Raw genomic sequence first — 21,282 nt, forward strand, 5'->3', positions numbered from 1 at the left:
GGGCCGTCGGTCTGGCACGATCGGGTCGTGTTTCCCTCCACCTCGCCCGAGGCCGGCCGCGAATCGTGGCCCGCTGGGCCCCAACCGGGTCCGGCCGCCGCAGCGACGCGCGGCCAACCGCCCGCGCCGCGTACCGGTCCGGCCACCACCGATGGCGACCGCCGTCAACGGGGTGGGCCGCGCCGTGCCCGTCGCTCCGGCGAGCCGGCCCGCCGATCCGAAGACGAGATCGACGAGCCGGAAGAGGAGGTCATTGCCCCGGTCGCGGTGCACCGTCAACTGGCGCTGACGATCGCCGGCTTCGCCGCGCTGCTCGGTGTGGGCCTGGTGCTCGGCGCGCAGACGTCAGGCCCCGGTCACCGGCTGCCGTTCGCCTTCATCATCTTCGGCGTCCAACTGCTGTTCGTGCTCGCCTGGACGATGGCCATGCGTCCGCCCGCGCTGTTGGTGGTCGCCGGGATCAGCGCCACGGTCGCGGCGTTGGTCGACATCGCGGCGGTGCAGACCGACGTCGCCGGCCTGGCGCCGCTGGGCTACCTGGCCGCCGGTGGGTTCCTCGCTGCGGTGCTCGGCCAGCTGGTTCGTCGGGTCGACCGGGTCCGGGTCACCGACTCCCTCGGCTCCACGCTGCTCATCGTGGTCGGGGTGGTGGCCTTCGGCACCCTGATCGTGCTCAGCCGGATCCCGGCCGGCACCCAGGCGATCACCGTCTGCCTGACCGCGAGCGGTGTCGCGCTCACCGTCGCCCGGCTCACCGACGCCGTACTGCCCTGGCCCCGGCTCGCCCCGCAGGTGCCTCGGGGCGCCGCCGGCGTGGTGACCGGCGCGATGGTCGGCACGCTGACCAGCGCCCTCCTCGGCAGCTACCTGGTGGCTCCCTTCACGCCGACCCGGGCCGCCGTGATCGGCCTGGTCGCGGCGGTCACCGCCGTCCTCTCCGACCTCGCCGTGGGGTATGCGGAGGCGGGCCGGTTGATGGCTGGCGAACCGCCCACGATGTGGGTGGCCCGGCACATGCAGGGTCCGCTCGGCGGCTTCGCTCTGGCGGCGCCCGCCGCGTACGCCATGTGCATGCTCTTCCTCTGAGTCACGGTTGAGCGCTGAGCCGGTCGGGTACCTACGGGTGCGCCGCCCTGCGGCGTCGGTAGGAGCGACCCGTCGCGGCGCGACGGGCGGAGACAGGAGGCGGCGTGGCGCAGGACTATCCGGTGGACCAGGCGCGACCCCGACGGCGTGGCCGCAAGCTGCTCATCGGGCTGTTCGTGCTGCTCCTGCTGCTGGCGGGTCTGCTGGTGGTCGCCGACCGGGTGGCGGTCGGGGTCGCCGAGCGGATGATCGGCGACCGCGTACGCCAGGAGATCGCCAAGCAGGGCGCGCAGTCCGCCGCGCCCGAGGTGGAGGTGGGCGGAACTCCCTTCCTCACCCAGGTGCTGGATGGCCGTTACCAGCGGATCACCATCAATTTGCGCGACGTGCAGGCCTCGGTCGAGGGCGACGCCGTCCGGCTGCCCGTGCTCGATGTGACCGCCCGCAACGTTCGGGCCTCGCTGGACACTCTGCGCACCGGCCAGGGTGACGTCGTGGCGGGCACCGTCAACGGCGCCGGCACGATCAGCTACGAGAGTCTGGCCGCGCTGCTGAACCGCCCGGGTCTCACGCTCGGCGAGCAGAACGGCAAGCTCACCGTCACGGCCCCGGCCGACATCCTCGGTCAGAAGCTCACCATCAGCGGCACCGCCGACGTCACCGTCGCCGACAACGGCGCTGTCGCCCTGCGGTTCAACGACCTGGACGCCGCGGGTCTGCCGAACCTGCCGCTGGCCCGTGCCTTCCTGAGCAACTACGCCAAGAGCATCTCCATCGACGTGCCCCTGCCGGAGTTGCCGTTCCAGCTCGCGGTCCGGGAGGTCCGTCCACTGCCGGAAGGGCTGGCGGTCACCGCCGACGCCAAGAACGTGCCGATCAACTCCGCTGGCTGACGCCGGAGGCGCTGTGGGACGCCGAAATCCTCGGCGATCCCGGCGATTCCCGGATGGTGGTCGGCCCAGTGGCAGCACGGTCGCTGGCTGGTAGGCTCCCTGGCCATGGGGACCCACCTCACCAAACGGCGCGCGGTCGACCTGTGCCGCGTGGCCACCTGCCTGTGTCGCCCCGTCATCTGACGGCGGGGCTGTCTCCGGCCGCCTGACGGCGGCCACCGGCACAGGGTTCTCGCACCCTCCGGTTATCCCACCGAACGCCCGGCAGCGGCGCCGTCGCACGAACCCGTGATCCCGTCCTTCCGCTGGGTCCCGCGCGTGGTGCGACAGATACATCCATCGATTCGCGCGCGTTGGCTCACCATCCATCCTCACCAGGGAGTGATTCGATGAGTCGCGACACCGCACTCGTTTCGGCCGAGTGGGCCGAGAAGAACCTCGACGCCCCGGGCGTCGTCTTCGTCGAGGTCGACGAGGACACCTCGGCCTACGAGACCGGCCACATCGCCGGCGCCATCAAGATCGACTGGAGGACCGACCTCCAGGACCAGGTCCGCCGGGACTTCGTCAACAAGACGCAGTTCGAGGCGCTGCTCTCCGAGCGGGGCATCAGCAACGACGACACCGTCATCCTGTACGGCGGCAACAACAACTGGTTCGCCGCGTACGCCTACTGGTACTTCAAGCTCTACGGCCACCGCGACGTGAAGCTGCTCGACGGTGGCCGCAAGAAGTGGGAGCTGGACGCTCGCCCGCTCGTCACCGACGCGGTGTCCCGTCCGGCGACGCAGTACGTCGCGCAGGAGCCGGACACCTCCATCCGGGCCTTCCGCGACGAGGTCGTCGCCGCGATCGGCACGAAGAACCTGGTCGACGTGCGCAGCCCCGACGAGTTCGCCGGTCGCCTGCTCGCCCCCGCCCACCTGCCGCAGGAGCAGGCACAGCGGGCCGGCCACATCCCCACCGCGATCAGCGTGCCGTGGTCCAAGGCGGCCAACGAGGACGGCACCTTCCGGTCCGACGACGACCTGCGCAAGATCTACGGCGACGCGGGGCTCGACGACGGCAAGGAGACCATCGCGTACTGCCGGATCGGTGAGCGCTCGTCGCACACCTGGTTCGTGCTCCAGGAGCTGCTGGGTCACCGCAACGTCAAGAACTACGACGGCTCCTGGACCGAGTACGGCTCGCTGGTCGGTGTGCCTGTCGCGCTCGGCGACGAACCCGGGGAGGCCTGATCATGACTCTTCCCACCGCCGCGGGTTGCGCCGCCCCGGACCAGGCCGCGCCGCTGCCGGCCAGCCTGGACCTGGAGAAGGAAACCGTCATCACCGGCATCGTCCGCTCCGCCGAGGCCGAGCCGGTGCCGGGCGCGTACGTCCGGCTGCTCGATTCGACCGGTGAGTTCACCGCCGAGGTGGTCACCTCGGCCGCCGGGCAGTTCCGGTTCTTCGCCGCCCCGGGTTCCTGGACGCTGCGGGCGTTGTCCCGGCACGGCAACGGTGACACCGCTGTCACTGCCGGCCGGGGCGTCAACGAGGTTGCCGTCACCGTCGCCTGACCGACTGCTCTGATGGACCGGGGCCGGTCGCCCTCCCGGGGGTGGCTGGCCCCGGTCGTTTCCTCACAGCGCGTCGGCACGCCGGGGCGGGTGCCGAAATCCATCGGCATACGTCACTATCTACTGGTGGATTTCAGGGATGAAAGTGGCGGGTCCGGCGAAGCGGTCCCCATCGTCCTCTGCGTGGGCACGGACATGTCGATGCGGGAGCGGGTGCTGAGCCAACTCAGCGGGAGCGCCCCGGTGCTCAGCTGTTCCGACCTGACCGAGCTACGCGAGCTGTTGTCGTCGCCGACGGGCACGGCGCCGGTCGATCCCACAGTCCTTCCGCTCACCGAGGCGCGGGGCCTGGTGGAGTGGGGTGAGCTGGTCGTCGACCGGGCCGGACACCGGGTCACCTGGCGCGGCGAGGTGCTCCCGGTGACCCCCGCCGAACGAGAGCTGCTCACGCTGCTCATCGGCCCACCGCTGGTGGTGTGGAGCTACGAACGGCTCTGCGCCGCCGCGCTGGGTGGCGCGGACACCGCGGCGCTGCAATCCGCCGTCAAACGGCTTCGTCGCAGGCTGCGGGGCCTGCCGGGCGGGCCGCAGGTGCACACCGTACGAGGGATCGGCTACCGGCTCGACCCGCCGCCCCGGCTGAACGACCACTGACCGCCGGGCCGACCGCCTCCGCTGCCGGCCCGGCGGCGGGCGCGTGACACCATGGCCGGGTGAGCGGTGCTGTCCAGACGGGTCGGGCCTCTTCGGCCGACCCCGCCGCGCCGACACCGGCCCGGTCGCGGCGGCGTTGGCTGCTGGCCGTGACCGTGGCCTGGGCCGTGCTGCTGGCCGGGCTCACCTGGATATCGGTGCGGAACGACCCGCCGACAGTGCGCGAACAGCGTTCCCTCGACCAGGCCGGCCCGGTGGTCGACCGGGCTGTCGGCGAGTTGGCTCGCGCGGCCGGTGCGGGCGGTCTGCTGGAACTGGGTCCGGCGCGGGTCGCGTCCGGCTGCCGGGTCACCCCGTTCGAGGACGGGGCGAGACTGCGACGCGAGCTCGGGGTACTCGCGGCCACCGGTGACGAGCGGGCTGTGCTGGCCGGCATCGCCGACCGGCTGCCGGCGAGCTGGCGGGCCGGGGTCGGGCCCGGGGTGGACGGCCCCGAGCTGCGCGCCGACGCCGGAGACTTCGTGGCCGTCGAGGGTCGACCGACGGTCGACGGCCGGGTACGACTGGTCGTCGACACCGGTTGCCGGCCGGTCGGCGCCGGCTACACCCCGGCCCCGGCCACCGCTGCCGGGCCGGAAACAACCGCGCTGACCGCCGCGCTGCGGGCCCTCGACCAGCCGGGCGATGCCGCTTCGGAGCTGGTCACCGCGCCCTGTCCGGGAGGCGGGCTCGCCCGTACCGCGTGGTCCGCGAACGGTCCCGGCCCGGCCGCCTCGACGGCCGCACTCGCCCCGCTGGCCGGCAACGCCCCACTGCTGGACCAACCCCCGGTGTACGCGTACCGCAGCGGTGCCGTCACGGTGCTGGCCGAGATCAGCCCGGACGCCACCCGACTCGCCGCCACCGTCGGCTGCCCGAGCTGAGCCGGGCTGCCCGCTCGGGTCAGCCGTCGCCCGGCTGATCCTCCGGGTCACGGCTGCGGCCCAACGCGTCGACCATGCCCCACCGGCCGGGGATGTCCAGCAGCTCGACCCGGCCCATCCCCGGCGGCACGGCCGGGTCGATGATCAGGTGCTCGCCCTGCGGCTCCAAACCGAGCATCACCCGCAGCAACAGCAGCGGGGTGCCGGTCGACCAGGCCTGCGGGCTGCACGCGGTCGGGTACTCCACCGGGTAGTCGGTGAGGTCCCGGGCGTAGCCGGCGAACGCCTCCGGCAGCCGACCCTCGAAGTACCGGGACGCCGCCAGCATCGTGTCGCAGAGCAGCCCGGCCTCCTCCCGGAAGCCGTACCGCCACAACCCCCAGGCGATGATCGAGTTGTCGAACGGCCAGACAGTGCCCACGTGGTAGCCGATCGGGTTGTACCGTCCCTCGTCCGCGGCGAGCGTCCGCACCCCCCAGCCGGAGAACAAGCGGGGCCCGAGCAGGTGCTCGACCACCTTGCCGGCGCGCGACTCGTCCACGATGCCGCTCCACAGCAGGTGCCCGATGTTCGAGGTCAGCGCGTCCACCTGCCGACCGTCGGCGTCCAGCGCGAGCGCGTAGTGCTCGCGCTCGGGAATCCAGAAGTCGCTGTCGAACCGCCGTTTGAGGTCGGCGGCCTGCCGCTCCAGCTCGTCGGCGTACTCCGGGTCGTTCCAGAACTTCCGGGCCAGCCGGGCGGCCCGGACCTTCGCGTCGTACGCGTAGCCCTGCAACTCGCAGGTGGCCCGGGGGAAGCCGGGCAGCTGACCGTCGGCGTACGAGATGGCGTCCCAGGAGTCCTTCCAGCACTGGTTCTGCAGGCCGGTCTTCTGGTTGCGGGTCTGGTACCAGAGGTAGCCGGTGCCGAGCAGGTCCCCATAGGTGTCGATCCACTCCAGCGCCCTGCGGACCTGCGGCTCCAGCTTGCGGACGAGTGCGGCGTCACCGGTCCACCGCTCGTACTCGTCGATCAGGATGACGAACAGGGGCGTGGAGTCGGCCGACCCGTAGTACGGCGAGTGTGGCTGCTCCTCGAAGCCGGCGGTCTCGCCGTATCGCAGCTCGTGCAGGATCTTGCCGGGTTCCTCGTCCCGGAAGTCGTCCACCCGCTCCCCCTGCAGACCGGCCAGCATCAGGATGGTCGGCGGAACCAGCTCCGGCAGGAACGGCAGCACCTGCAACGAGGTGATGATGCTGTCCCGGCCGAACAGGGTCATGAACCAGGGGAGTCCCGCCGCGATGAGCCGTACGCCCAGGGCGATCGACTCGTAGCGCAGCGCGGCCAGGTCGTTGAGGCTGCGCCGGTACGCCCCGGCCAGCGGCTCGCAGTCGCAGCCGAGCTTCGGCGCCCGGTCGATCAGCTCCTGCTGCTCGGCCCGGATGACGTCCGCTCTGCGGCTGCCGCCGTACGGCAGGGTGGCTCGGATGTCCTCGCCCCGGGCCCCGTAGACGACGCTGGACACGTGCAGCCGGGTGGTCCACCTGCCGTTGCGGGCCAACCGGATCCGGAAGGTCATCCCGGTGTCGTCGACCTGGGCCGGCGCGGTGGTGCTGACCACCGTCTCCCGGTGGAACGCCTCCCGCCGGTAGGTCAGTCGCAGCTCGTTCTCGGCGACAGTGACTGTGGTCCGGCCCCGCTTCTGCCGAGAGTTCTTGATCTCGAACAGGTCGGCGAAGTCGGCCCCGATCTCGATCCGGACGGTGCGCTCGACCTCCGCGCCGAGGTGGTTCAGCACTGTCAGCTCCTCCTCGAAGCTGCCCACTATCGCCCGGCTGCGGACCACCGACGCCTTGGCGTCCAGATAGTGCGTGGGTTCGCCGGGGGCGAGGAAGAACTTGGTGCGGTACGACTCGGCGTCGTCGACGGAGAGGGCGTGCAGCCGTTCGCCGTCCAGGGTCAGCACCCAGGTGGACAGGAAGCGGGTGTCGAAGGAGAACAGGCCGGTGGGGAAGTCGTAGGACGGCTCGATGTCCCCCCGCCGATCGCTGACCAGGAAGGTGTTGCCGTCCAGGATGCTGACGAGGTCGTTCACCGAAGTCGCCCGGCTGCTCGGCGGGCCGTTTCGCGGGGGTCGCGGGTGCCGGGCGGGTTCGGAAAGAACCGGCGGAAGGCGAGGAAGAGCACCACGTTCCCGCTGAACGTGCTCTCGTTGCGCAGCACCGCCGCGACCCCCTGGGCCTCGCCGCTGATCAGCCGGTCGAAGAGGGCGGCGCTGCTGTACCAGATCGCGTCGGCCGGGCCACGCCCCCGGCTGACCTGCACGAACCCGGGCCGCATCCGGACCAGCCAGTGTTCGGTGCGGTGGTCGTCGCCGAGGTCGATCTGAAGGGTGCCGTCGGCCAGGCCGCCCAGGACGTCGGGTGCGCGCGACGGCAGCGCTTCGAAGAATCTCTCCGCCGCCTCGGTCACATCCGAATCGTAGGCAGCCGTCCGAGATGTCGGGTCGGTATCGGCACTCCGCTCGGATCGACCCACAACCGCCGTGCGGTCAGTAGACGAGCGCCTGCGCGCCCTCGGCCAACGCCTCCTCGACGAAGACCGCGGCACCGGCGATCCGGACCCCGGGGAGTACGTCGTCCGGGCCGATCTCCCGTCGGGCCGCGCACTGCGTGCAGGCGGTCACCCGACCGCTGGTCAGGATGACGTGCAGCAACTCGGCCAGGGGCGCGGAGTGCGGCAGATCGAACTGCTGGGCGCGACCGGGCAGCGCGAACCAGGTGGACTCACCGGTCAGCCAGAGCGAGACGTCCACCCCGGCCGCCACCGCCGTCGCGGCGACGGTGAATGCCTGCGCGCACCGCTCCGGGGCGTCCGCCCCTGCGGTGGCCTTGACGACGAGAGTGCGGGCCATGTGGCCCAGCATAGGATGGTCGGGATGGTTACCGAGATCGGGTTTGTCAGCCTGCTGGTCGCTGGCCTGGGCGGGCTCGCCGGTGGCCTGGTCTACCTAGCCGTACGCATGTCGAGAGGACGCTGGTGAGCGCGAGGAGTGAGCCGGGTTTGCGAGCCCCGCAGTCGCGAACGAAGGTGGCCCTGTGAGCGCGAGGAGTGAGCCGGGTTTGCGAGCCCCGCAGTCGCGAACGAAGGTGGCCCTGTGAGCGAGAACCCGCTGCAGCCGCCGTGGCTGAACGCGCCGCCGGTCGAGGAGTACCCGTTCGAGGAGAGCCACGACCTGCGGGTCGGGCCGAAGCTTCACCCCGCGCTGGATGCCCTGCTTCCGTACATCGGTCTGTGGCGTGGCCGGGGCAAGGGCGGTTTCCCCACCATCGAGGATTTCGACTACGCGCAGGAGATCCGGATCAGCCACGACGGCCGACCGTTCCTGCACTATGAGTCGCGTGCCTGGATCCTCGACGAGCAGAGCAAGCCGGTCCGTCCGGCCGGCCGCGAGGTGGGCTGGTGGCGGCCGGTGTTGGTGGATGGGCGGGCGACCGACGAGCTGGAGGCGCTGCTGACCACCCCGACCGGGGTCATGGAGCTGCACCTGGGCAAGCGCAACGGCACGCAGCTCGAGTTCGCCACCGACGCGGTGATCCGGACTCCGACCGCCAAGGAGGTCACCGGCGGGCACCGGCTCTTCGGCATCGTCGAGGGTGCGCTGCTCTACGCCCAGGAGATGGCCGCCATGGGGCACGGGCTCAGCCCGCACCTCTCGGCCCGACTCGTCCGGGTCGGCGGCTGACCTCGACGGTCGGTGGCTGGCTAGACGGGGAAACCCAGCACTGCCTGTAGGGCGGGGGTATGCGGGCAGCGAGCCCGGCGTACCCCGTCCAGCGTGTGGACCTCGGCGGCTCCGCGCACTGACGAGGTGAACCACACGCCGTCCGCCTCGTGCAGTTCGGCGGCGCTGACCATCCGCTCGGCGGCGCGCAGGCCCAGCTCGCTCGCGTGGGCGAGCAGCCAGGCCGCTGTGGTGCCGGCGAGGATGCCGGTGCTGGCGGCCGGCACCGCGCAGAGCGTGTCGTCGGTGAGCCACACCACATTGGCGGTGGGGCCCTCCAGCGCGTACCCGTCGGAGGAGATCCAGAGCACGTCGTCCACGCCGGTTCGGCGGGCCCAGCGGCGGGCGGCGCTGTTGACCGCGTACGACGTGGACTTGATGCCGGCCGGCAGCCAGGTCAGCTCGTTGCGGGCGGCGGCGGGCAGCCCCAGCGGCAGGGTGGCCACAGTGATTCCGTCCCGCCGGGCGGCCCGGGAGGCCGCCGGCACCGGGGCCAGCGTGGCGTAGATGGTGGGCGGGCCGCCAGCCTCCGGGCCTCGGGTGCAGACCAACCGAAGTGCCCCCTCCACAGCCGCTGGCCAGCCTGTTCGTACCTGGTCCAGCAGGTCGATCAACGCGGCGGTGGGGGGCAGTGGCAGCTCGACGGCGTCGGCCGCAGTGGCCAGGCGGGCCAGGTGTTCGTCGCGCAGCCACGGCTGGCCGTCGCGCAGGTGCATGGTCTCGAAGAGGCCGTCGCCGTGCAGCACCCCGAGGTCGTCAGCGCGGAGCACCGGGTCGCCGGGCGACACCGGGCCACGGCCCAGGACGGCGATCCGCGCGGTCGGGTCGGCAGCGTTCTTCCCGACGGACGACCTCACCATGACCGTCGAGCGTAGCGGTGATCGATCGCGGTGCGGGGAACAGCGTGGTGGCCGAACTATGATCGGACGGTGTCCGAATCCTCCCTCGCGGAAATGCTGCGGGCCCGTGGGCTGCGGCTGACGGCCCAGCGGCAGCTCGTCCTCCAGGCGGTGCTCGATCTGGGCCACGCCACCCCGGAGCAGGTGCACAACGCGGTCCGGGAGGTCGCCGCCGGCGTCAACATCACCACCATCTACCGCACGCTTGAGCTGCTGGAACGGCTCGGTCTGGTCACCCACACACACCTGTCGCACGGCTCACCGACCTATCACGCCGCCGGTGAACACCAACACGTCCACCTGGTCTGCCGGGAGTGTGGCGCGATCGACGAGATCGATCCGGAGCTGCTCCGCCCCCTCGCCGACCAGTTGGCCGCGCAGCGCGGGTTCCGGGTGGACATCGGGCACGTGTCACTCTTCGGCGTCTGCGTACGCTGCGAGAACGGGGACGAGAAATGATCGACATCGCGGGCGCGGTGGCCGTCGAGGGCATCGACGAGGCCAGCCGTGACCAGCCGGATCCGGCGCACGTCGCGGCCGGGGTGCGGGGGGTGGCGGCTCACTACGGCGACCCGCTGCGCGAGCAGCGCACCCTCGACACCGCTGTCGGTCTGGTCGACCGGTCGCATCGAGGGGTCATCGCGGTGCCCGGGGAGGAACGGGCCAGTTGGCTGCACACCGTCACCTCGCAGCACTTGAGCGCGCTCGCCGCTGGCGAGGGCACCGAATTGCTGGTGCTGTCCCCGCACGGCCACATCGAGCAGCACGCCATGGTCGCCGAGGACGGCGAGACCACCTGGCTGGACACCGAGCCCGGCGCCACCCAGGGCCTGCTGACCTACCTGGAGAAGATGCGGTTCTTCAGCAAGGTCGAACCACGCGACGCGACGGCCGAGCGCGCGCTGTTGTCGCTGGTCGGGCCGGCGGCCATGGACGCGCTCGGCACGCTCGGCGTGACCGGGCTCGCCGCACCGGACGTGGTAGCGGTGCCGGGTCCGAAGTTCCCGCACGGTGCCGTGCCACTCCGGGCGAGCGCGCGGTACGACGTACGACCGCTGCCGATCGGCGGCTGGGCCCGACGTGGTCCGCTCGGGGTGGACCTGCTGGTGCCCCGGTCGGCAATGGACCAGGTGGTGGCGGAGCTGCGCGGCGCCGGGGTGCCGGTCGCGGGGCTGTGGGCGTACGAGGCGATCCGGGTGGCCGCCCGGCAGCCGCGGGTCGGGGTGGACACCGACCACCGGACCATTCCGGCCGAGGTCGACCTGATCGCCCCGGCGGTGCACCTGGACAAGGGGTGCTACCGGGGGCAGGAGACGGTGGCGCGGGTGCACAACATGGGCCGGCCGCCGCGTCGCCTCGTACTGCTGCATCTGGACGGGGTGACCACCGATCAGCCGCCGGTGGCCGGTACGCCGGTGACCCTCGACGGCCGGGCGGTCGGTTTCGTCGGCACCGCCGTGCTGCACCACGAGCTGGGTCAGGTCGCGCTCGCGGTGCTGAAGCGGAACGTCCCGGACGACGCCGCGTTGCTGATCGGCGAGACCGCGGCGGCGATCGACCCGTCCTGAGCGGGCCGTCTAGGATCGCCGGCATGACGACAGGGACGTTGATCACGGTGGCCCCGACCGGCGCTGAGTCGGCCAAGGCGGAGGTGCCGGCGCTGCCGGTGACCCTCGACGAGTTGCTGCTCACCGCCAAGGAGTGCGAGGCGCTCGGCGCCGCCGTGATCCACGTCCACATCCGCGACGACGAGGCCCGGCCGACGCTCGACCCGGTGCGGCTGGCCGACACGGTGGCGGCGCTGCGGGAGAGCACCGACCTGATCGTGCAGCTCTCCTCCGGCGGCGCGGTGACCGACCCGGAGGCCGCCCGGCTCGCCGTGCTCGACGCCCGTCCGGACATGGCCTCCTGCACCATGGGCACCGTCAACTTCGGCGACGACGTCTTCCTCAACCGCTGGGAGTTCATCGTCGACCTGCACACCCGCATGCAGGAACGCGGGATCGTGCCGGAGTACGAGATCTTCGACCTCGGCCACCTGTCCGCGTTGCAGCGGCTGCTCGGCAGGTACGGGCTGCCGGCCGGCGGGCACGTGCACGTCGACTTCGTGATGGGCGTGCCGGGAGGCATGCCGGGCAACACCGAGACGCTGGTCGCGGCCCACCGGATGCTGCGGGACCTGCCCGAGGGCACCACCTTCTCGGCCACCGGCGTCGGCCGGAGCACCATCGCGGTGCTGTTGGCCTCGCTGTCGACCGGCGGGCACCTGCGGGTCGGCATGGAGGACACCGTGACGTACGCGAAGGGCCGCCCGGTGGAGTCCAACATGCAGTTGGTCGCCCGCGCGGTCGGGTTCGCCCAGCTCGCTCAGCGCCCGCCGCTGACCACCACCGAGGCCCGCGAGCTGCTCGGGCTGTAAGGCCGAGTCTGTCCCACGCCCCTGTCACCCGGGCGGCGGACATCCTGGTCACCCCGCCGCCGGGCACCCCCGGACCGTCGGTACCGTCCAGCGCGTGACGAAGACGTACGAGGGCGGCGCGCCGCTCGCCGAGGTGGTCCGGTCCGGGTTCGTGGAGGGTGCGCACCGCGGCTCGGTGGTGGTGCTGGACGCCGCTGGTGTCGCTGTGGCGTCCGCCGGGGACGTGACCTCGCCGATCTTCCCCCGCTCGGCCAGCAAGCCGATGCAGGCGATCGGGATGCTCCGGGCCGGCCTGACCCTGACTGACCCGGCCGACGTGGCGCTGGTCTCGGCGAGCCACGCCGGCGAGGAATTCCACATGGCCCGGGTCGGTGCGCTGCTGGAGCGCGCCGGGCTGGACGCGTCGGCGCTGCACTGCCCGCCCGACCTGCCGGTGGGTGCCGCGGCCCGGGAGGCGGTGCTTCGCGCCGGTGGCGGCCCGAGCCGGGTGCAGATGAACTGCTCCGGCAAGCACAGCGGGATGCTGCTGACCTGCGAGGCCGCCGGTTGGTCGCGGGAGGGCTACTGGCGGCCCGAGCACCCGCTGCAGCAGCGGTTGCGGGCCGCCATCGAGGAGTTCACCGGCGAGCAGGCGGCGGCGGTGGGGGTCGACGGTTGCGGCGCCCCGGTCCTCGCGGTGTCACTGACCGGCCTGGCCGGGGCGTACCTCCGGCTGGTCGACGCCGAGCCCGGCTCGGTGCCGCGCACGGTGGCCGACGCGATGCGGGCGTACCCGGAGATCGTGGGTGGCACCCAGGCAGACGACACCCGGCTGATGCGTGGTGTCCCGGGGCTGCTGGCCAAGGTCGGTGCCGAGGGTGTGATCGCCGTGGCGCTGCCGGGCGTCGGCGCCGTCGCACTGAAGGTCGACGACGGCGCCGACCGGGCCCGGATGCCGGTACTGGTCTCCGCGCTGCGCCGGCTCGGCGTGGACGCCCCGGTGCTGACCGAGTACGCCGAGGTGCCGCTCTTCGGCGGCGGGGTTCCGGTCGGGGCGGTCCGCCCGCTCTGGTGACACCGCCGGCGGCGGTGGTGGCTAGCTCAGGAAGTGGAGCAACGCGGCGTTGACCGGCTCCGGGCGCTCCAGCGGCAGCAGGTGGGCGGCGTCCGGAACGTCGGGCAGTCGTACCGCGCCGGGGACCTCGGCGGCGATCCGGTCGGCGAGCCGACCGATGTCCGGCACGTCCGCCGCGCCGGCGGTGACGAGGACGGGGATCTTCAGCTCGCCGAGGCGGCCGATCGCCGGTGGCGACAGCTCTCCCACCTCGACCGCGCCGAGCGCCAGCTCGGCGGCGAGGGCACGCTGGTCCATCTCCTGCGCGAACGCGAGCAGCTCCCTGTCGACGTCCTCCGGCTGGCGTCGCGGGCCAACCACCCAGAACCGCACCTCACCGGCCGCGCCGGCGACGAAGTCGTCCGGGTCGACCTCTCCGACCAGGTCGTCCCAGAGGTCGTTCGCCTCGTCGGACCACTCGTTGCCGGAGACCGCCGTGTCGAACAGCGCGAGCGCGCTCACCCGGTCGGGGTGGGCCAGCGCGGTGTCGATGGCGACCGCCCCACCGAAGGAGCAGCCGACCAGGGCGGCCCGGGGGAGGTCGAGCGCGTCCAGCAGCCCGGCCACGTCGTCGTGGTGCGTGAACGGGGTCGGCGGGAGCGCCGAGTCTCCGTAGCCGCGCAGGTCCGGGACGATCACCCGGTGCCGGGCGGCGAGCGCGGACACCTGTCCCCGCCACATCCGCCGGTCGGCGATTCCGGCGTGCAGCAGGACGACTGGCGAACCGGTGCCGGCCTCGTCGTACGCGATGCTTGCTCCATTGACTGTGATCTTGTGCACGGACGGACCGTACGGATCGGCCGAGCGGGGCGCAAACGGGGTGCTGAGACCTTGCTAACTATGGTTAGCATTTTGCTTGCAAGAGCTAGCGCGGGCTATTAGCGTCGCTGCCATGGCCACACCCAAGGACCTTCCCGACGTCGGCGGGTTCATCCGCGATCTGCGGCGTAACGCCAAGATCTCGCTGCGGCAGCTCGCCGAGCAGGCGGGGGTCAGCAACCCGTACCTCAGCCAGATCGAGCGCGGCCTGCGCAAACCCAGCGCCGAGGTGCTTCAGCAACTGGCGAGCGCGCTGCGGGTCTCCACGCCGGCGATGTACCTGCGCGCCGGTCTGCTCGACGACAAGGAAGGCCACGGGGTGCTCGCCGCCATCGCCGTGGACGCCGACCTGACGATGGCGCAGAAGCAGTCGCTCAGTCAGATCTACGAGACGTTCCGCCGGGAGAACACCCGGCTGGCCGAGACCCAGGCCGAAGCCGAGGCGGCGCAGGCCGACCAGCCCGCCAGCCAGGCTGCGGACCTGGCCAATGTCGCCGCCACCGGCCCCACCACAGCGGGCGGGACCCCGACCGAAGCCGTGCTCGAGTCGGTCGCCGTCACCGAGGCGGGCACCGCCCCCGCCCCGGGCAGCACCAGCATCCCCCAGAAGAAGAAGGCCGCCGAGGCGGCCGAAGAGGAGACGTCATGAGCGAGCCGAAGACCAACCGCATCCCCGCCCCGATCTACGCCGCCGCCGGCGCCGGTGAGCTGGCCATCGAGCAGCTGCGCAAGCTGCCGGCCGTGGTCGGCGTGCTCAGCACCCGGGTCGTCGCCGACCTGGGCGGCCGGGCCGTGCTGACCGGCTTCGAGCTGAAGCAGAAGGCCACCGAGACGCTGCGCACCGCCAACGAGACCGCCGACCTGGCGAAGCTGCGCGAGGTGGCCGACATCGACAAGCTGCGCGCCGCCGCGACCCGCAACGCCGCCCTGGTGGTCGCGGGCGCCCAGGTCGCCCAGGAGCGCGCGTTCGCCGCGTACGGCGCGCTGGTCGCCCGGGGCGAGCGGGTCGTCGGTGCCGGCGTGCTGGAGGCCGCCGAGACGGTCAACGCCGACATTGAGGCCACCGAGGCCGTGACGCCGGCCGCCACCGTGGCTGCCACCACCACCCCCGCCGCTGTGTCCCCCGCCGACATGCCGACCCCGGCTGACGTGGCCGAGATCGCCGAGGCCAAGCCGGCCGCGGTCAAGAAGGTCGCCCGCGCGCCGAAGGCTGCCAAGCCGGCCGAGACCCCGTCGGTGAAGCTTCCCCGGGCCACCAAGCGGACCCGCCCGGCCGCCGAGTAGCTCATCCTGCCGACGACCCCGGCGGCGTCCTTGTCGGACGTAGCCGGGGTCGTGGACATAAACTGGCCGACATGGCCAACGCCGCGCCGATCTTCGCGTTCGAAGTCCGCTACGTGATCGAGCTGATTCTGCTCGTCTTCGCGCTGATCATCCAGGGTGTCGCGCTGGTGCATGCCGTCACGCAGCGCTCCGACGCCTTCCCCGCCATCGGGACGCTGCCCAAGGGCGGCTGGATCGCCATCCTGGCGGTCTGCCTCGTGCTCACACTGCTCGGCTTCGGTCCGATCAGCCTCTTCGGACTGATCGGCATCGCCGCCGCGCTCATCTACCTGCTCGACGTCCGGGTCGGTCTGCGCGACCTGAGCGACGGCAAAGGGTTCTGGTGAGAGGTTTTCGCTGGCCGCCCCCACCCGACAGCGGGCCCCGCACCTGGGGGCCCGGGCCGGGTGGGCCGCGTACCGGCCGGCCGGCGCTGCCGGAGCCGGAGACCGAGCTGGTCACCACCCCGCACGGCGTACGGCTGGAGCGGCTGGTCACCGGCACCGGTGATCCGGTCACCGTGTTCGCGCACGGGCTGGGCAACGGCATCGCCACCACCCGCCCGTTCGGCAGTGGGGTGAACGGCCGCAAGGTGTTCTTCCAGTTCCGCGGGCACGGCCGCTCCGAATCCCCGGACGGGCCGTGGGACTACCTGGACCTGGCCCGGGATCTGCGGGCGATCGCCGACCTCGGCGGCGCCAGCCGGGCGTTCGGCGCGAGCCTCGGCGCGGGTGCCCTCTGCCGACTCCTCGTGGAGAGCCCGGATCGGTTCGACAAACTGGTCTTCTTCCTGCCGGCGGTCCTCGACGAGCCACGCGGGCCCATCGCCCGGGAACGCGTCACCGACCTGCTGGAGGCGGTGGAGAGCGGGGACGCCTCGGCGGTCGCCGACATCGTCACGCTGGAGTTGCCCCCGGCAGTGCGCAACACCCCGGCCGGCTGGGCCTACCTGCGCCAACGGCTCGACCAACTGCTCCGCGACGGTCTGGCCGACAGTCTGGCCACGCTCACCGACCAGACACCGCTGCGCAAGATCGGTGACCTGACGGGCGTCACCACGCCGGCGCTGGTGATCGGTTGCGCCGGCGACGACCTGCACCCGGTCGAGGTCGCCGAGCGGCTCGCCGTCGCGCTGCCCCAGGCCACCCTGCACGTGTACGACCGGCCCGGCGTGCTCTGGTCGGAACGCGCCGATCTGCGGGACCGCATTTCCGGCTTCCTGAACGAGTAGCCTGCCCTGTCATGGGCGTCACACAGCATGGCCGCACGCACCGGCTGGACCTTGCCGACCCGACAGTGCGCGAATGGACGTGCACCGTCCTGCACTCCGACGCGGAGCAGGGCATCGTGCTGGACCGTTCGGCGTTCTACCCGGGCGGCGGTGGTCAACCACCCGACCACGGCGTGCTGCTCTGGCAGGGCGTGCAGACCCGGATCGTCGGCACCCGCAAGGGCGACGACCCCTACCTGATCCCCGCCGAGGGTGACCCGCTGCCGCCGGTCGGCACCGCTGTCGTCGGCGCCGTGGAGGACGAGCGCCGCACCCGGCTGATGCGTACCCACTCCGGCCTGCACGTGCTCTGCGGTGTGGTGTTCCGTGACTTCGGCGCCCTGGTGACCGGCAACTCCATGGACGTGGGCGAGGCCCGGATGGACTTCAACCTCCCCGAGGTGCCCCCGGACTTCAAGAGCCGCATCGAGGAGCTGGTCAACGCCGAGGTGGCCGCCGACCGCTCGGTCGCCACCCGGGTGCTGCCGCGCACCGAGGCGCTGGCCCTGCCGGACATCATCCGTACCCAGTCCAACCTCATCCCGCCGGATGAGCAGGAGGTCCGGATCGTCGACATCGTCGGGCTGGACGTGCAGGCCGACGGCGGCACCCACGTCGCCTCCACCGCCCAGATCGGCAAGGTGCAGGTGGTCAAGGTGGAGAGCAAGGGCCGGGCCAACCGCCGGGTCCGGGTCCGGCTGGTCGACTAGATCGAGTACCAAATTCGGACGTCGGTTGTCAGGTATTGCTGACAACGTCGCAGGCATGACACAACCGCTCACAGGAAAGATCGCGCTCGTCGCCGGTGCCACCCGTGGTGCCGGGCGGCAGATCGCCGTTCAGCTCGGCGCGGCCGGTGCCACTGTCTACGCCACCGGTCGCAGCACCCGGGCCGGCCGCTCCGAGATGGACCGACCGGAGACCATCGAGGAGACCGCCGAGCTGGTCAGCGCGGCCGGCGGCACCGGCATCGCCGTTCAGGTCGACCACCTGGTGCCCGAGCAGGTCCGCGACCTGGTCGCCCGGATCGACGCCGAGCACTGTCAGCTCGACGTGCTGGTGAACGACATCTGGGGCGGCGACCCACTGGTCACCTGGGACAAGCCGGTCTGGGAGCAGCCACTAGACGCCGGCTTCCGTACCCTGCGACTGGCCGTCGACACGCACATCATCACCAGCCATTTCGCCCTGCCGCTGCTGATCCGCAAGCCCGGCGGCCTGGTGGTGGAGATGGGCGACGGCACCAAGGCGTACAACGACGAGAACTACCGGCTGTCGGTCTTCTACGACCTGGCCAAGGTCTCGGTCAACCGGCTCGCGTTCAGCCAGGCGCACGAGCTGAAGCCGCACGGGTGCACGGCAGTGGCGCTCACCCCCGGGTGGATCCGCTCCGAGGCGATGCTGGAGCACTTCGGCGTGACCGAGGAGAACTGGCGTGACGGTGCCGCCACCGACCCGAACTTCCTCATCTCGGAGACCCCGGCCTTCGTCGGCCGGGCGGTGGCCGCGCTCGCCGCCGACGAGGAGAAGGCCCGCTGGAGCGGCAAGTCCGTCGACGCCGGCACGCTGTCCAAGGTGTACGGGTTCACCGACCTCGACGGCAGCCAACCCGAGGGTTTCCGCTACATCACCGAGGTGGTCGACGCGGGCAAGCCGGCGGACGTGACCGGCTACCGGTAGAGCGCGGCGAGCCGGTCGGCGCTCTCGGCGAACAACTGCCGCAGCTCGGGTGGGTCGATGACCTCCACCTCGGGGCCGAGCCCCAGCAGTTGGTGGTACGCCACCTGGACCGACTCGACGGGCAGCCGCGCCACCACCCAGCCCTGCCCGTCGGGCGGGCTGGCGGCGGCGACCAGCTCGTCGTACACGAAGGGGGCATCGACCAGGCGCCGGAGCTGGCGCAGGCCGGCGGGGCTCAGCCGGACGGCGACCTCGGCCCGCAGCATGGTCCGCAGGAACGACCTGGCCTGCTCGCGCCAGTGCCCGGCCAGGTCGAAGCCCTCGTCGCGGTCGAAGTGCTCGTCGCCCACCTCGACCCCGGTGACCCGGTCCACCCGGTAGGTGCGCACGTCGTCGCCGACCCGGCCAACCAGATACCAGATCCCGCTCTTGAGCACCAGGCCGTACGGCTGGACCCGGCGGGTCACCTCCCGGTCGCCGCGTCGGTAGCGCAGCTGCACCACCCGGTCACCCCAGACCGCCCGGGCCAGCTCGGGCAACCAGAGAGGCGGCGCGGTCTCCCGGAACCAGCCCGGCACGTCCAGGTGGAACCGCTGCCCGGCACGGGCCGGCGCGTCGCGCAGGGCGGGTGGCAGCGCGGCGAGCACCTTCAGCTCGGCGGACGCGACCGCGTCGGCGAGCCCCATCTCGCCGGCCGGCCCGGGCAGTCCGGCGAGGAAGAGCGCCTCCGCCTCGTCCCGGGTCAACCCGGTCAGTCGGGTGCGGTACCCGCCGAGCAGGCGGTAACCGCCGGCCCGCCCCCGGTCGGCGTAGACCGGCACGCCAGCGGCGGAGAGCGCCAGGACGTCCCGGTAGACCGTCCGCTCGGAGATCTCCAGCTCCCGTGCCAGCTCGCTCGCGGTCATCGACCCGCGCGACTGCAACAGCAACAGCAACGAGATCAGTCGGGACGCGCGCACCCGCCCATCCTGCCCGGTGCCGCTCACCGCCCGCCGGGCGTCAGCAACCCCCTGTCGTACGCGGTGGCCACCGCGGCGGCCCGGTCGTTGACCCCGAGCTTGGCGTACACGTGCAGCAGGTGCGTCTTGACTGTGGCCTCGCTGATGAACAGGCGGGTCGCCGCCTCCCGGTTGGAGGCACCCCGGGCTACCAGGGTGAGCACCTCCAGTTCCCGTTGGCTGAGCGGCTCCTCGGCGGGTGCGCGCAGCCGGCCCATCAGCCGACCGGCGACGCTCGGCGCGAGCACCGACTCACCCCGGGCCGCGGCCCGGACCGCCCGGACCAGATCCTCCCGAGGGGTGTCCTTGAGCAGGTAACCGGTCGCACCTGCCTCGATCGCCGGCAGAACGTCCGCGTCCGTGTCGTAGGTGGTGAGCACCAGCACCCGGGCGGTGCTCCCGGCGCGAGCGAGCCTGCCGATGGCGGTCACCCCGTCCATCCCGGGCATCCGCAGGTCCATCAGCACGACGTCCGGCCGCAGCGTCGCGACCAGGACCAACGCCTCCGAACCGTCCGCCGCCTCGCCCACCACCTCGAAATCGGGGTCACCGGTGAACATTCCCCGCAGCCCGTCCCGCACCACCGGATGGTCGTCGACGATCAGCAGTCGAACCGGGGCGGTCAACCGGCACCTCCGGGTAGCGCGGGGACGGACGCCGAGATGGCGGTGCCGCTGCCCGGCTCGGACTCGATGGCCAACTCGCCACCGACCCTTGTCACCCGCTGCCGCATGGCGGTCAGCCCGTATCCGCCGCCCGGCTCACGGGGCAGCGGCTGGTCGGTGAGGTCGAAACCCGTCCCGTCGTCACGGACATCGAGCGTGACCACGTCCGCCATGTACGACAGGGTCAGCCCGACCCGCGACGCGGCGGCGTGCCGGGCCACGTTGGACAGCGCCTCCTGGGCGGCCCGGAGCAGTGTCACCTCGACCTCCGGGTGCAGCGGGCGGGGCGTGCCGGTGGTGGCCACGTCGGCCCGTACCCCGTTCAGGGCCGCCCAGCGCCCGCCCAGCTCGACCAGGGCGTCCGGTAGCCGGGCCGTCTCCAACGGTTCCGGACGGACCGCCTGTACCGAGCGGCGGGCCTCGGTGAGACTCTCCCGGGCCAGCGCGAGCGCGTTGTCGACGTGCCGGCGCCAGTCGGCGGACCGGTCGCGGGTCTGCTCGGCCGCCTCCAGCTGGGTGATGATGCCGGTCAACCCCTGCGCCAGGGTGTCGTGGATCTCGCGCGCCATCCGTTGCCGCTCGTCCAGTACGCCGGCCTCCCGGGCCTGGGTGAGCAGTTGGGCGTGCAGCCCGGCGTTCTCACTGACCGTCTCGGTGAGCTGGCGGTTGGTCTCGCCGAGTTCCGCCACCAACCGCTTGCGTCTGGCGTCCTCCTGTTCGGCGACCATCGCGAACCAGCTCACCGAGCCGGCCACCACCAGGTTGAACAGCACCAGCAACACCCAGAGCGGCCAGTGCGACAGCACCACCGACAGGCCACCGCCCTGAGAGGTGGCGACGAGGGCGGCCGTGGTGACCACGCCGGCGAACCGCCAGCGCCCGGGCAGCACCGGAAATGCGTGGATGTAGCCGATCCAGGCGAAGAAGCCGTACCACGGACTGGCGGCCACCAGTGCGGCGGCGAACGTGAGCAGCCCGGCGTAGTAGACCGCCATCAGCGTGCGCCGGCTCTGCCAGCCGGGGTGCACTGTGACGAACCAGGCGACCCAGCATCCGGCCGCCACGGCGATGGCGAGGGTGGGCAGCGCCCCGAGATGATCGGGTGCCGGTGCGACGAGGGCCAGCACGGTGCCCAGGGCCAGCCCGCCGAAGGGGAACACCCGATAGAGGCTCGCCTCGCGCTCTCGCCAACTGGCCAGACGGTCGTGCCCACCGTTGCAGGTCATCGCATCTCCG

At 72.1% G+C, this 21,282-nt stretch carries 26 protein-coding genes and 1 pseudogene; 19 read left to right on the forward strand and 8 right to left on the reverse strand.

The annotated features are described in order from the left end of the window. Positions 1-27 precede the first annotated feature (27 nt). The 7 genes from ABZS40_RS01375 to ABZS40_RS01405 all read left to right on the forward strand — a co-directional run bounded on the left by ABZS40_RS01375 (position 28) and on the right by ABZS40_RS01405 (position 5,117). On the forward strand, positions 28-1,086 hold the full coding sequence (locus tag ABZS40_RS01375) for a hypothetical protein (RefSeq protein WP_354940516.1): 1,059 nt from the start codon (positions 28-30) through the stop codon (positions 1,084-1,086). A gap of 104 nt (positions 1,087-1,190) precedes the next feature. Beyond that, entirely contained in the window at positions 1,191-1,979 is a 789-nt protein-coding gene (locus ABZS40_RS01380) for a DUF2993 domain-containing protein (RefSeq protein ID WP_354940519.1), read from the forward strand. 105 nt (positions 1,980-2,084) lie between these two features. Next, positions 2,085-2,162, forward strand: a complete 78-nt coding sequence (locus tag ABZS40_RS01385; protein ID WP_310503780.1) for an Ms5788A family Cys-rich leader peptide — start codon at positions 2,085-2,087, stop codon at positions 2,160-2,162. 206 nt (positions 2,163-2,368) lie between these two features. Continuing rightward, positions 2,369-3,217: a sulfurtransferase gene (locus ABZS40_RS01390; RefSeq protein WP_238676657.1), complete on the forward strand. Its 849-nt coding sequence runs from the start codon at positions 2,369-2,371 to the stop codon at positions 3,215-3,217. 2 nt (positions 3,218-3,219) lie between these two features. Beyond that, positions 3,220-3,540, forward strand: coding sequence for a DUF1416 domain-containing protein (locus ABZS40_RS01395; RefSeq protein ID WP_091402852.1), 321 nt, complete (start codon positions 3,220-3,222; stop codon positions 3,538-3,540). Between the two features lie 195 nt (positions 3,541-3,735). Next, positions 3,736-4,194 (forward strand): winged helix-turn-helix domain-containing protein, encoded by a 459-nt coding sequence (locus tag ABZS40_RS01400; protein WP_354940865.1) that lies wholly within the window; start codon positions 3,736-3,738, stop codon positions 4,192-4,194. A 155-nt stretch (positions 4,195-4,349) separates the two neighbouring features. Continuing rightward, a complete protein-coding gene (locus ABZS40_RS01405) occupies positions 4,350-5,117 on the forward strand; it encodes a hypothetical protein (protein WP_354940868.1) in 768 nt (255 codons plus the stop codon). Between the two features lie 19 nt (positions 5,118-5,136). Here the strand turns inward: ABZS40_RS01405 and ABZS40_RS01410 are convergent, their stop codons facing one another. The 3 genes from ABZS40_RS01410 to ABZS40_RS01420 form a co-directional block, all read right to left on the reverse strand. Continuing rightward, positions 5,137-7,191 carry a glycogen debranching N-terminal domain-containing protein gene (locus tag ABZS40_RS01410; protein WP_354940523.1) on the reverse strand — a complete coding sequence of 685 codons (2,055 nt, stop codon included), beginning with the start codon at positions 7,189-7,191 and terminating at the stop codon, positions 5,137-5,139. Next, positions 7,188-7,568, reverse strand: coding sequence for an SCP2 sterol-binding domain-containing protein (locus ABZS40_RS01415; RefSeq protein ID WP_354940526.1), 381 nt, complete (start codon positions 7,566-7,568; stop codon positions 7,188-7,190). Before ABZS40_RS01415 ends, ABZS40_RS01410 begins: the two co-directional genes overlap by 4 nt. Before the next feature lie 79 nt (positions 7,569-7,647). Continuing rightward, a complete protein-coding gene (locus tag ABZS40_RS01420; RefSeq protein ID WP_112584197.1) occupies positions 7,648-8,022 on the reverse strand; it encodes a DsrE family protein in 375 nt (124 codons plus the stop codon). Between the two features lie 12 nt (positions 8,023-8,034). Between ABZS40_RS01420 and mtfM the strand changes: the two genes are divergently transcribed. Together mtfM and ABZS40_RS01430 are read left to right on the forward strand one after the other, a co-directional pair. Beyond that, the gene (mtfM, locus tag ABZS40_RS01425) at positions 8,035-8,139 is read left to right on the forward strand and encodes a small membrane protein MtfM (protein ID WP_282264268.1); all 105 of its coding nucleotides are present in this window, start codon (positions 8,035-8,037) and stop codon (positions 8,137-8,139) included. A gap of 114 nt (positions 8,140-8,253) precedes the next feature. Next, positions 8,254-8,841, forward strand: a complete 588-nt coding sequence (locus ABZS40_RS01430) for an FABP family protein (RefSeq protein WP_354940530.1) — start codon at positions 8,254-8,256, stop codon at positions 8,839-8,841. Positions 8,842-8,861: 20 nt separating this feature from the next. On the opposite strand, the gene ABZS40_RS01435 is transcribed toward ABZS40_RS01430, so the two are convergent. Next, the gene (locus tag ABZS40_RS01435; RefSeq protein ID WP_354940533.1) at positions 8,862-9,740 is read right to left on the reverse strand and encodes an aminotransferase class IV; all 879 of its coding nucleotides are present in this window, start codon (positions 9,738-9,740) and stop codon (positions 8,862-8,864) included. 69 nt (positions 9,741-9,809) lie between these two features. On the opposite strand from ABZS40_RS01435, the gene ABZS40_RS01440 reads away from it, so the two are divergent. The 4 genes from ABZS40_RS01440 (at position 9,810) to ABZS40_RS01455 (ending at position 13,252) form a co-directional block, all read left to right on the forward strand. Beyond that, positions 9,810-10,238 (forward strand): Fur family transcriptional regulator, encoded by a 429-nt coding sequence (locus tag ABZS40_RS01440; RefSeq protein WP_354940535.1) that lies wholly within the window; start codon positions 9,810-9,812, stop codon positions 10,236-10,238. Further along, positions 10,235-11,347: a folate-binding protein gene (locus tag ABZS40_RS01445; RefSeq protein WP_354940538.1), complete on the forward strand. Its 1,113-nt coding sequence runs from the start codon at positions 10,235-10,237 to the stop codon at positions 11,345-11,347. The genes ABZS40_RS01440 and ABZS40_RS01445 overlap by 4 nt, the downstream gene beginning before the upstream one ends. A 23-nt stretch (positions 11,348-11,370) precedes the next feature. After that, positions 11,371-12,198 carry a 3-keto-5-aminohexanoate cleavage protein gene (locus ABZS40_RS01450; RefSeq protein WP_354940541.1) on the forward strand — a complete coding sequence of 276 codons (828 nt, stop codon included), beginning with the start codon at positions 11,371-11,373 and terminating at the stop codon, positions 12,196-12,198. A 94-nt stretch (positions 12,199-12,292) separates the two neighbouring features. After that, a complete protein-coding gene (locus ABZS40_RS01455) occupies positions 12,293-13,252 on the forward strand; it encodes an asparaginase (RefSeq protein ID WP_354940544.1) in 960 nt (319 codons plus the stop codon). Positions 13,253-13,273: 21 nt separating this feature from the next. Here the strand turns inward: ABZS40_RS01455 and ABZS40_RS01460 are convergent, their stop codons facing one another. Further along, the gene (locus ABZS40_RS01460) at positions 13,274-14,071 is read right to left on the reverse strand and encodes an alpha/beta hydrolase (RefSeq protein ID WP_354940547.1); all 798 of its coding nucleotides are present in this window, start codon (positions 14,069-14,071) and stop codon (positions 13,274-13,276) included. Between the two features lie 112 nt (positions 14,072-14,183). Here ABZS40_RS01460 and ABZS40_RS01465 point away from each other — a divergent pair. The 6 genes and pseudogenes from ABZS40_RS01465 to ABZS40_RS01490 all read left to right on the forward strand — a co-directional run. Continuing rightward, a pseudogene (locus tag ABZS40_RS01465) lies at positions 14,184-14,642 on the forward strand (helix-turn-helix transcriptional regulator); the annotation flags it as partial. A 113-nt stretch (positions 14,643-14,755) separates the two neighbouring features. Further along, a complete protein-coding gene (locus ABZS40_RS01470) occupies positions 14,756-15,394 on the forward strand; it encodes a hypothetical protein (RefSeq protein WP_354940550.1) in 639 nt (212 codons plus the stop codon). 71 nt (positions 15,395-15,465) lie between these two features. Further along, positions 15,466-15,780 carry a DUF2516 family protein gene (locus ABZS40_RS01475; protein WP_030327754.1) on the forward strand — a complete coding sequence of 105 codons (315 nt, stop codon included), beginning with the start codon at positions 15,466-15,468 and terminating at the stop codon, positions 15,778-15,780. Beyond that, on the forward strand, positions 15,777-16,664 hold the full coding sequence (locus ABZS40_RS01480) for an alpha/beta hydrolase (protein ID WP_354940553.1): 888 nt from the start codon (positions 15,777-15,779) through the stop codon (positions 16,662-16,664). The genes ABZS40_RS01475 and ABZS40_RS01480 overlap by 4 nt, the downstream gene beginning before the upstream one ends. Before the next feature lie 11 nt (positions 16,665-16,675). Continuing rightward, the gene (locus tag ABZS40_RS01485) at positions 16,676-17,413 is read left to right on the forward strand and encodes an alanyl-tRNA editing protein (RefSeq protein ID WP_354940556.1); all 738 of its coding nucleotides are present in this window, start codon (positions 16,676-16,678) and stop codon (positions 17,411-17,413) included. A gap of 55 nt (positions 17,414-17,468) precedes the next feature. Beyond that, positions 17,469-18,383, forward strand: coding sequence for an SDR family oxidoreductase (locus ABZS40_RS01490; protein WP_354940559.1), 915 nt, complete (start codon positions 17,469-17,471; stop codon positions 18,381-18,383). On the opposite strand, the gene ABZS40_RS01495 is transcribed toward ABZS40_RS01490, so the two are convergent. The 3 genes from ABZS40_RS01495 to ABZS40_RS01505 are packed head-to-tail and all read right to left on the reverse strand — an operon-like array spanning position 18,374 to position 21,272. After that, a complete protein-coding gene (locus ABZS40_RS01495) occupies positions 18,374-19,342 on the reverse strand; it encodes a WYL domain-containing protein (protein WP_354940562.1) in 969 nt (322 codons plus the stop codon). The two genes, ABZS40_RS01490 and ABZS40_RS01495, sit on opposite strands and share 10 nt — an antisense overlap. 23 nt (positions 19,343-19,365) lie before the next feature. Further along, positions 19,366-20,007, reverse strand: coding sequence for a response regulator transcription factor (locus ABZS40_RS01500; RefSeq protein WP_354940565.1), 642 nt, complete (start codon positions 20,005-20,007; stop codon positions 19,366-19,368). Next, entirely contained in the window at positions 20,004-21,272 is a 1,269-nt protein-coding gene (locus ABZS40_RS01505) for a sensor histidine kinase (protein WP_354940568.1), read from the reverse strand. The genes ABZS40_RS01500 and ABZS40_RS01505 overlap by 4 nt, the downstream gene beginning before the upstream one ends. Between the last annotated feature and the right edge of the window lie 10 nt (positions 21,273-21,282).

Source organism: Micromonospora sp. NPDC005324 (assembly GCF_040607155.1).
GTDB classification, from domain to species: domain Bacteria; phylum Actinomycetota; class Actinomycetes; order Mycobacteriales; family Micromonosporaceae; genus Micromonospora; species Micromonospora trifolii.

What these genes read in the sequence shown, in the direction of transcription:
- ABZS40_RS01385 (WP_310503780.1), top strand. Translation starts at nt 2,085, where the DNA reads ATGGGGACCCACCTCACCAAACGGCGCGCGGTCGACCTGTGCCGCGTG.
- ABZS40_RS01390 (WP_238676657.1), top strand. Translation starts at nt 2,369, where the DNA reads ATGAGTCGCGACACCGCACTCGTTTCGGCCGAGTGGGCCGAGAAGAAC.
- ABZS40_RS01395 (WP_091402852.1), top strand. Translation starts at nt 3,220, where the DNA reads ATGACTCTTCCCACCGCCGCGGGTTGCGCCGCCCCGGACCAGGCCGCG.
- ABZS40_RS01400 (WP_354940865.1), top strand. Translation starts at nt 3,736, where the DNA reads ATGTCGATGCGGGAGCGGGTGCTGAGCCAACTCAGCGGGAGCGCCCCG.
- ABZS40_RS01420 (WP_112584197.1), bottom strand. Translation starts at nt 8,022, where the DNA reads ATGCTGGGCCACATGGCCCGCACTCTCGTCGTCAAGGCCACCGCAGGG.
- mtfM (WP_282264268.1), top strand. Translation starts at nt 8,035, where the DNA reads ATGGTTACCGAGATCGGGTTTGTCAGCCTGCTGGTCGCTGGCCTGGGC.
- ABZS40_RS01435 (WP_354940533.1), bottom strand. Translation starts at nt 9,740, where the DNA reads ATGGTGAGGTCGTCCGTCGGGAAGAACGCTGCCGACCCGACCGCGCGG.
- ABZS40_RS01445 (WP_354940538.1), top strand. Translation starts at nt 10,235, where the DNA reads ATGATCGACATCGCGGGCGCGGTGGCCGTCGAGGGCATCGACGAGGCC.
- ABZS40_RS01450 (WP_354940541.1), top strand. Translation starts at nt 11,371, where the DNA reads ATGACGACAGGGACGTTGATCACGGTGGCCCCGACCGGCGCTGAGTCG.
- ABZS40_RS01470 (WP_354940550.1), top strand. Translation starts at nt 14,756, where the DNA reads ATGAGCGAGCCGAAGACCAACCGCATCCCCGCCCCGATCTACGCCGCC.
- ABZS40_RS01475 (WP_030327754.1), top strand. Translation starts at nt 15,466, where the DNA reads ATGGCCAACGCCGCGCCGATCTTCGCGTTCGAAGTCCGCTACGTGATC.
- ABZS40_RS01485 (WP_354940556.1), top strand. Translation starts at nt 16,676, where the DNA reads ATGGGCGTCACACAGCATGGCCGCACGCACCGGCTGGACCTTGCCGAC.
- ABZS40_RS01490 (WP_354940559.1), top strand. Translation starts at nt 17,469, where the DNA reads ATGACACAACCGCTCACAGGAAAGATCGCGCTCGTCGCCGGTGCCACC.
- ABZS40_RS01505 (WP_354940568.1), bottom strand. Translation starts at nt 21,272, where the DNA reads ATGACCTGCAACGGTGGGCACGACCGTCTGGCCAGTTGGCGAGAGCGC.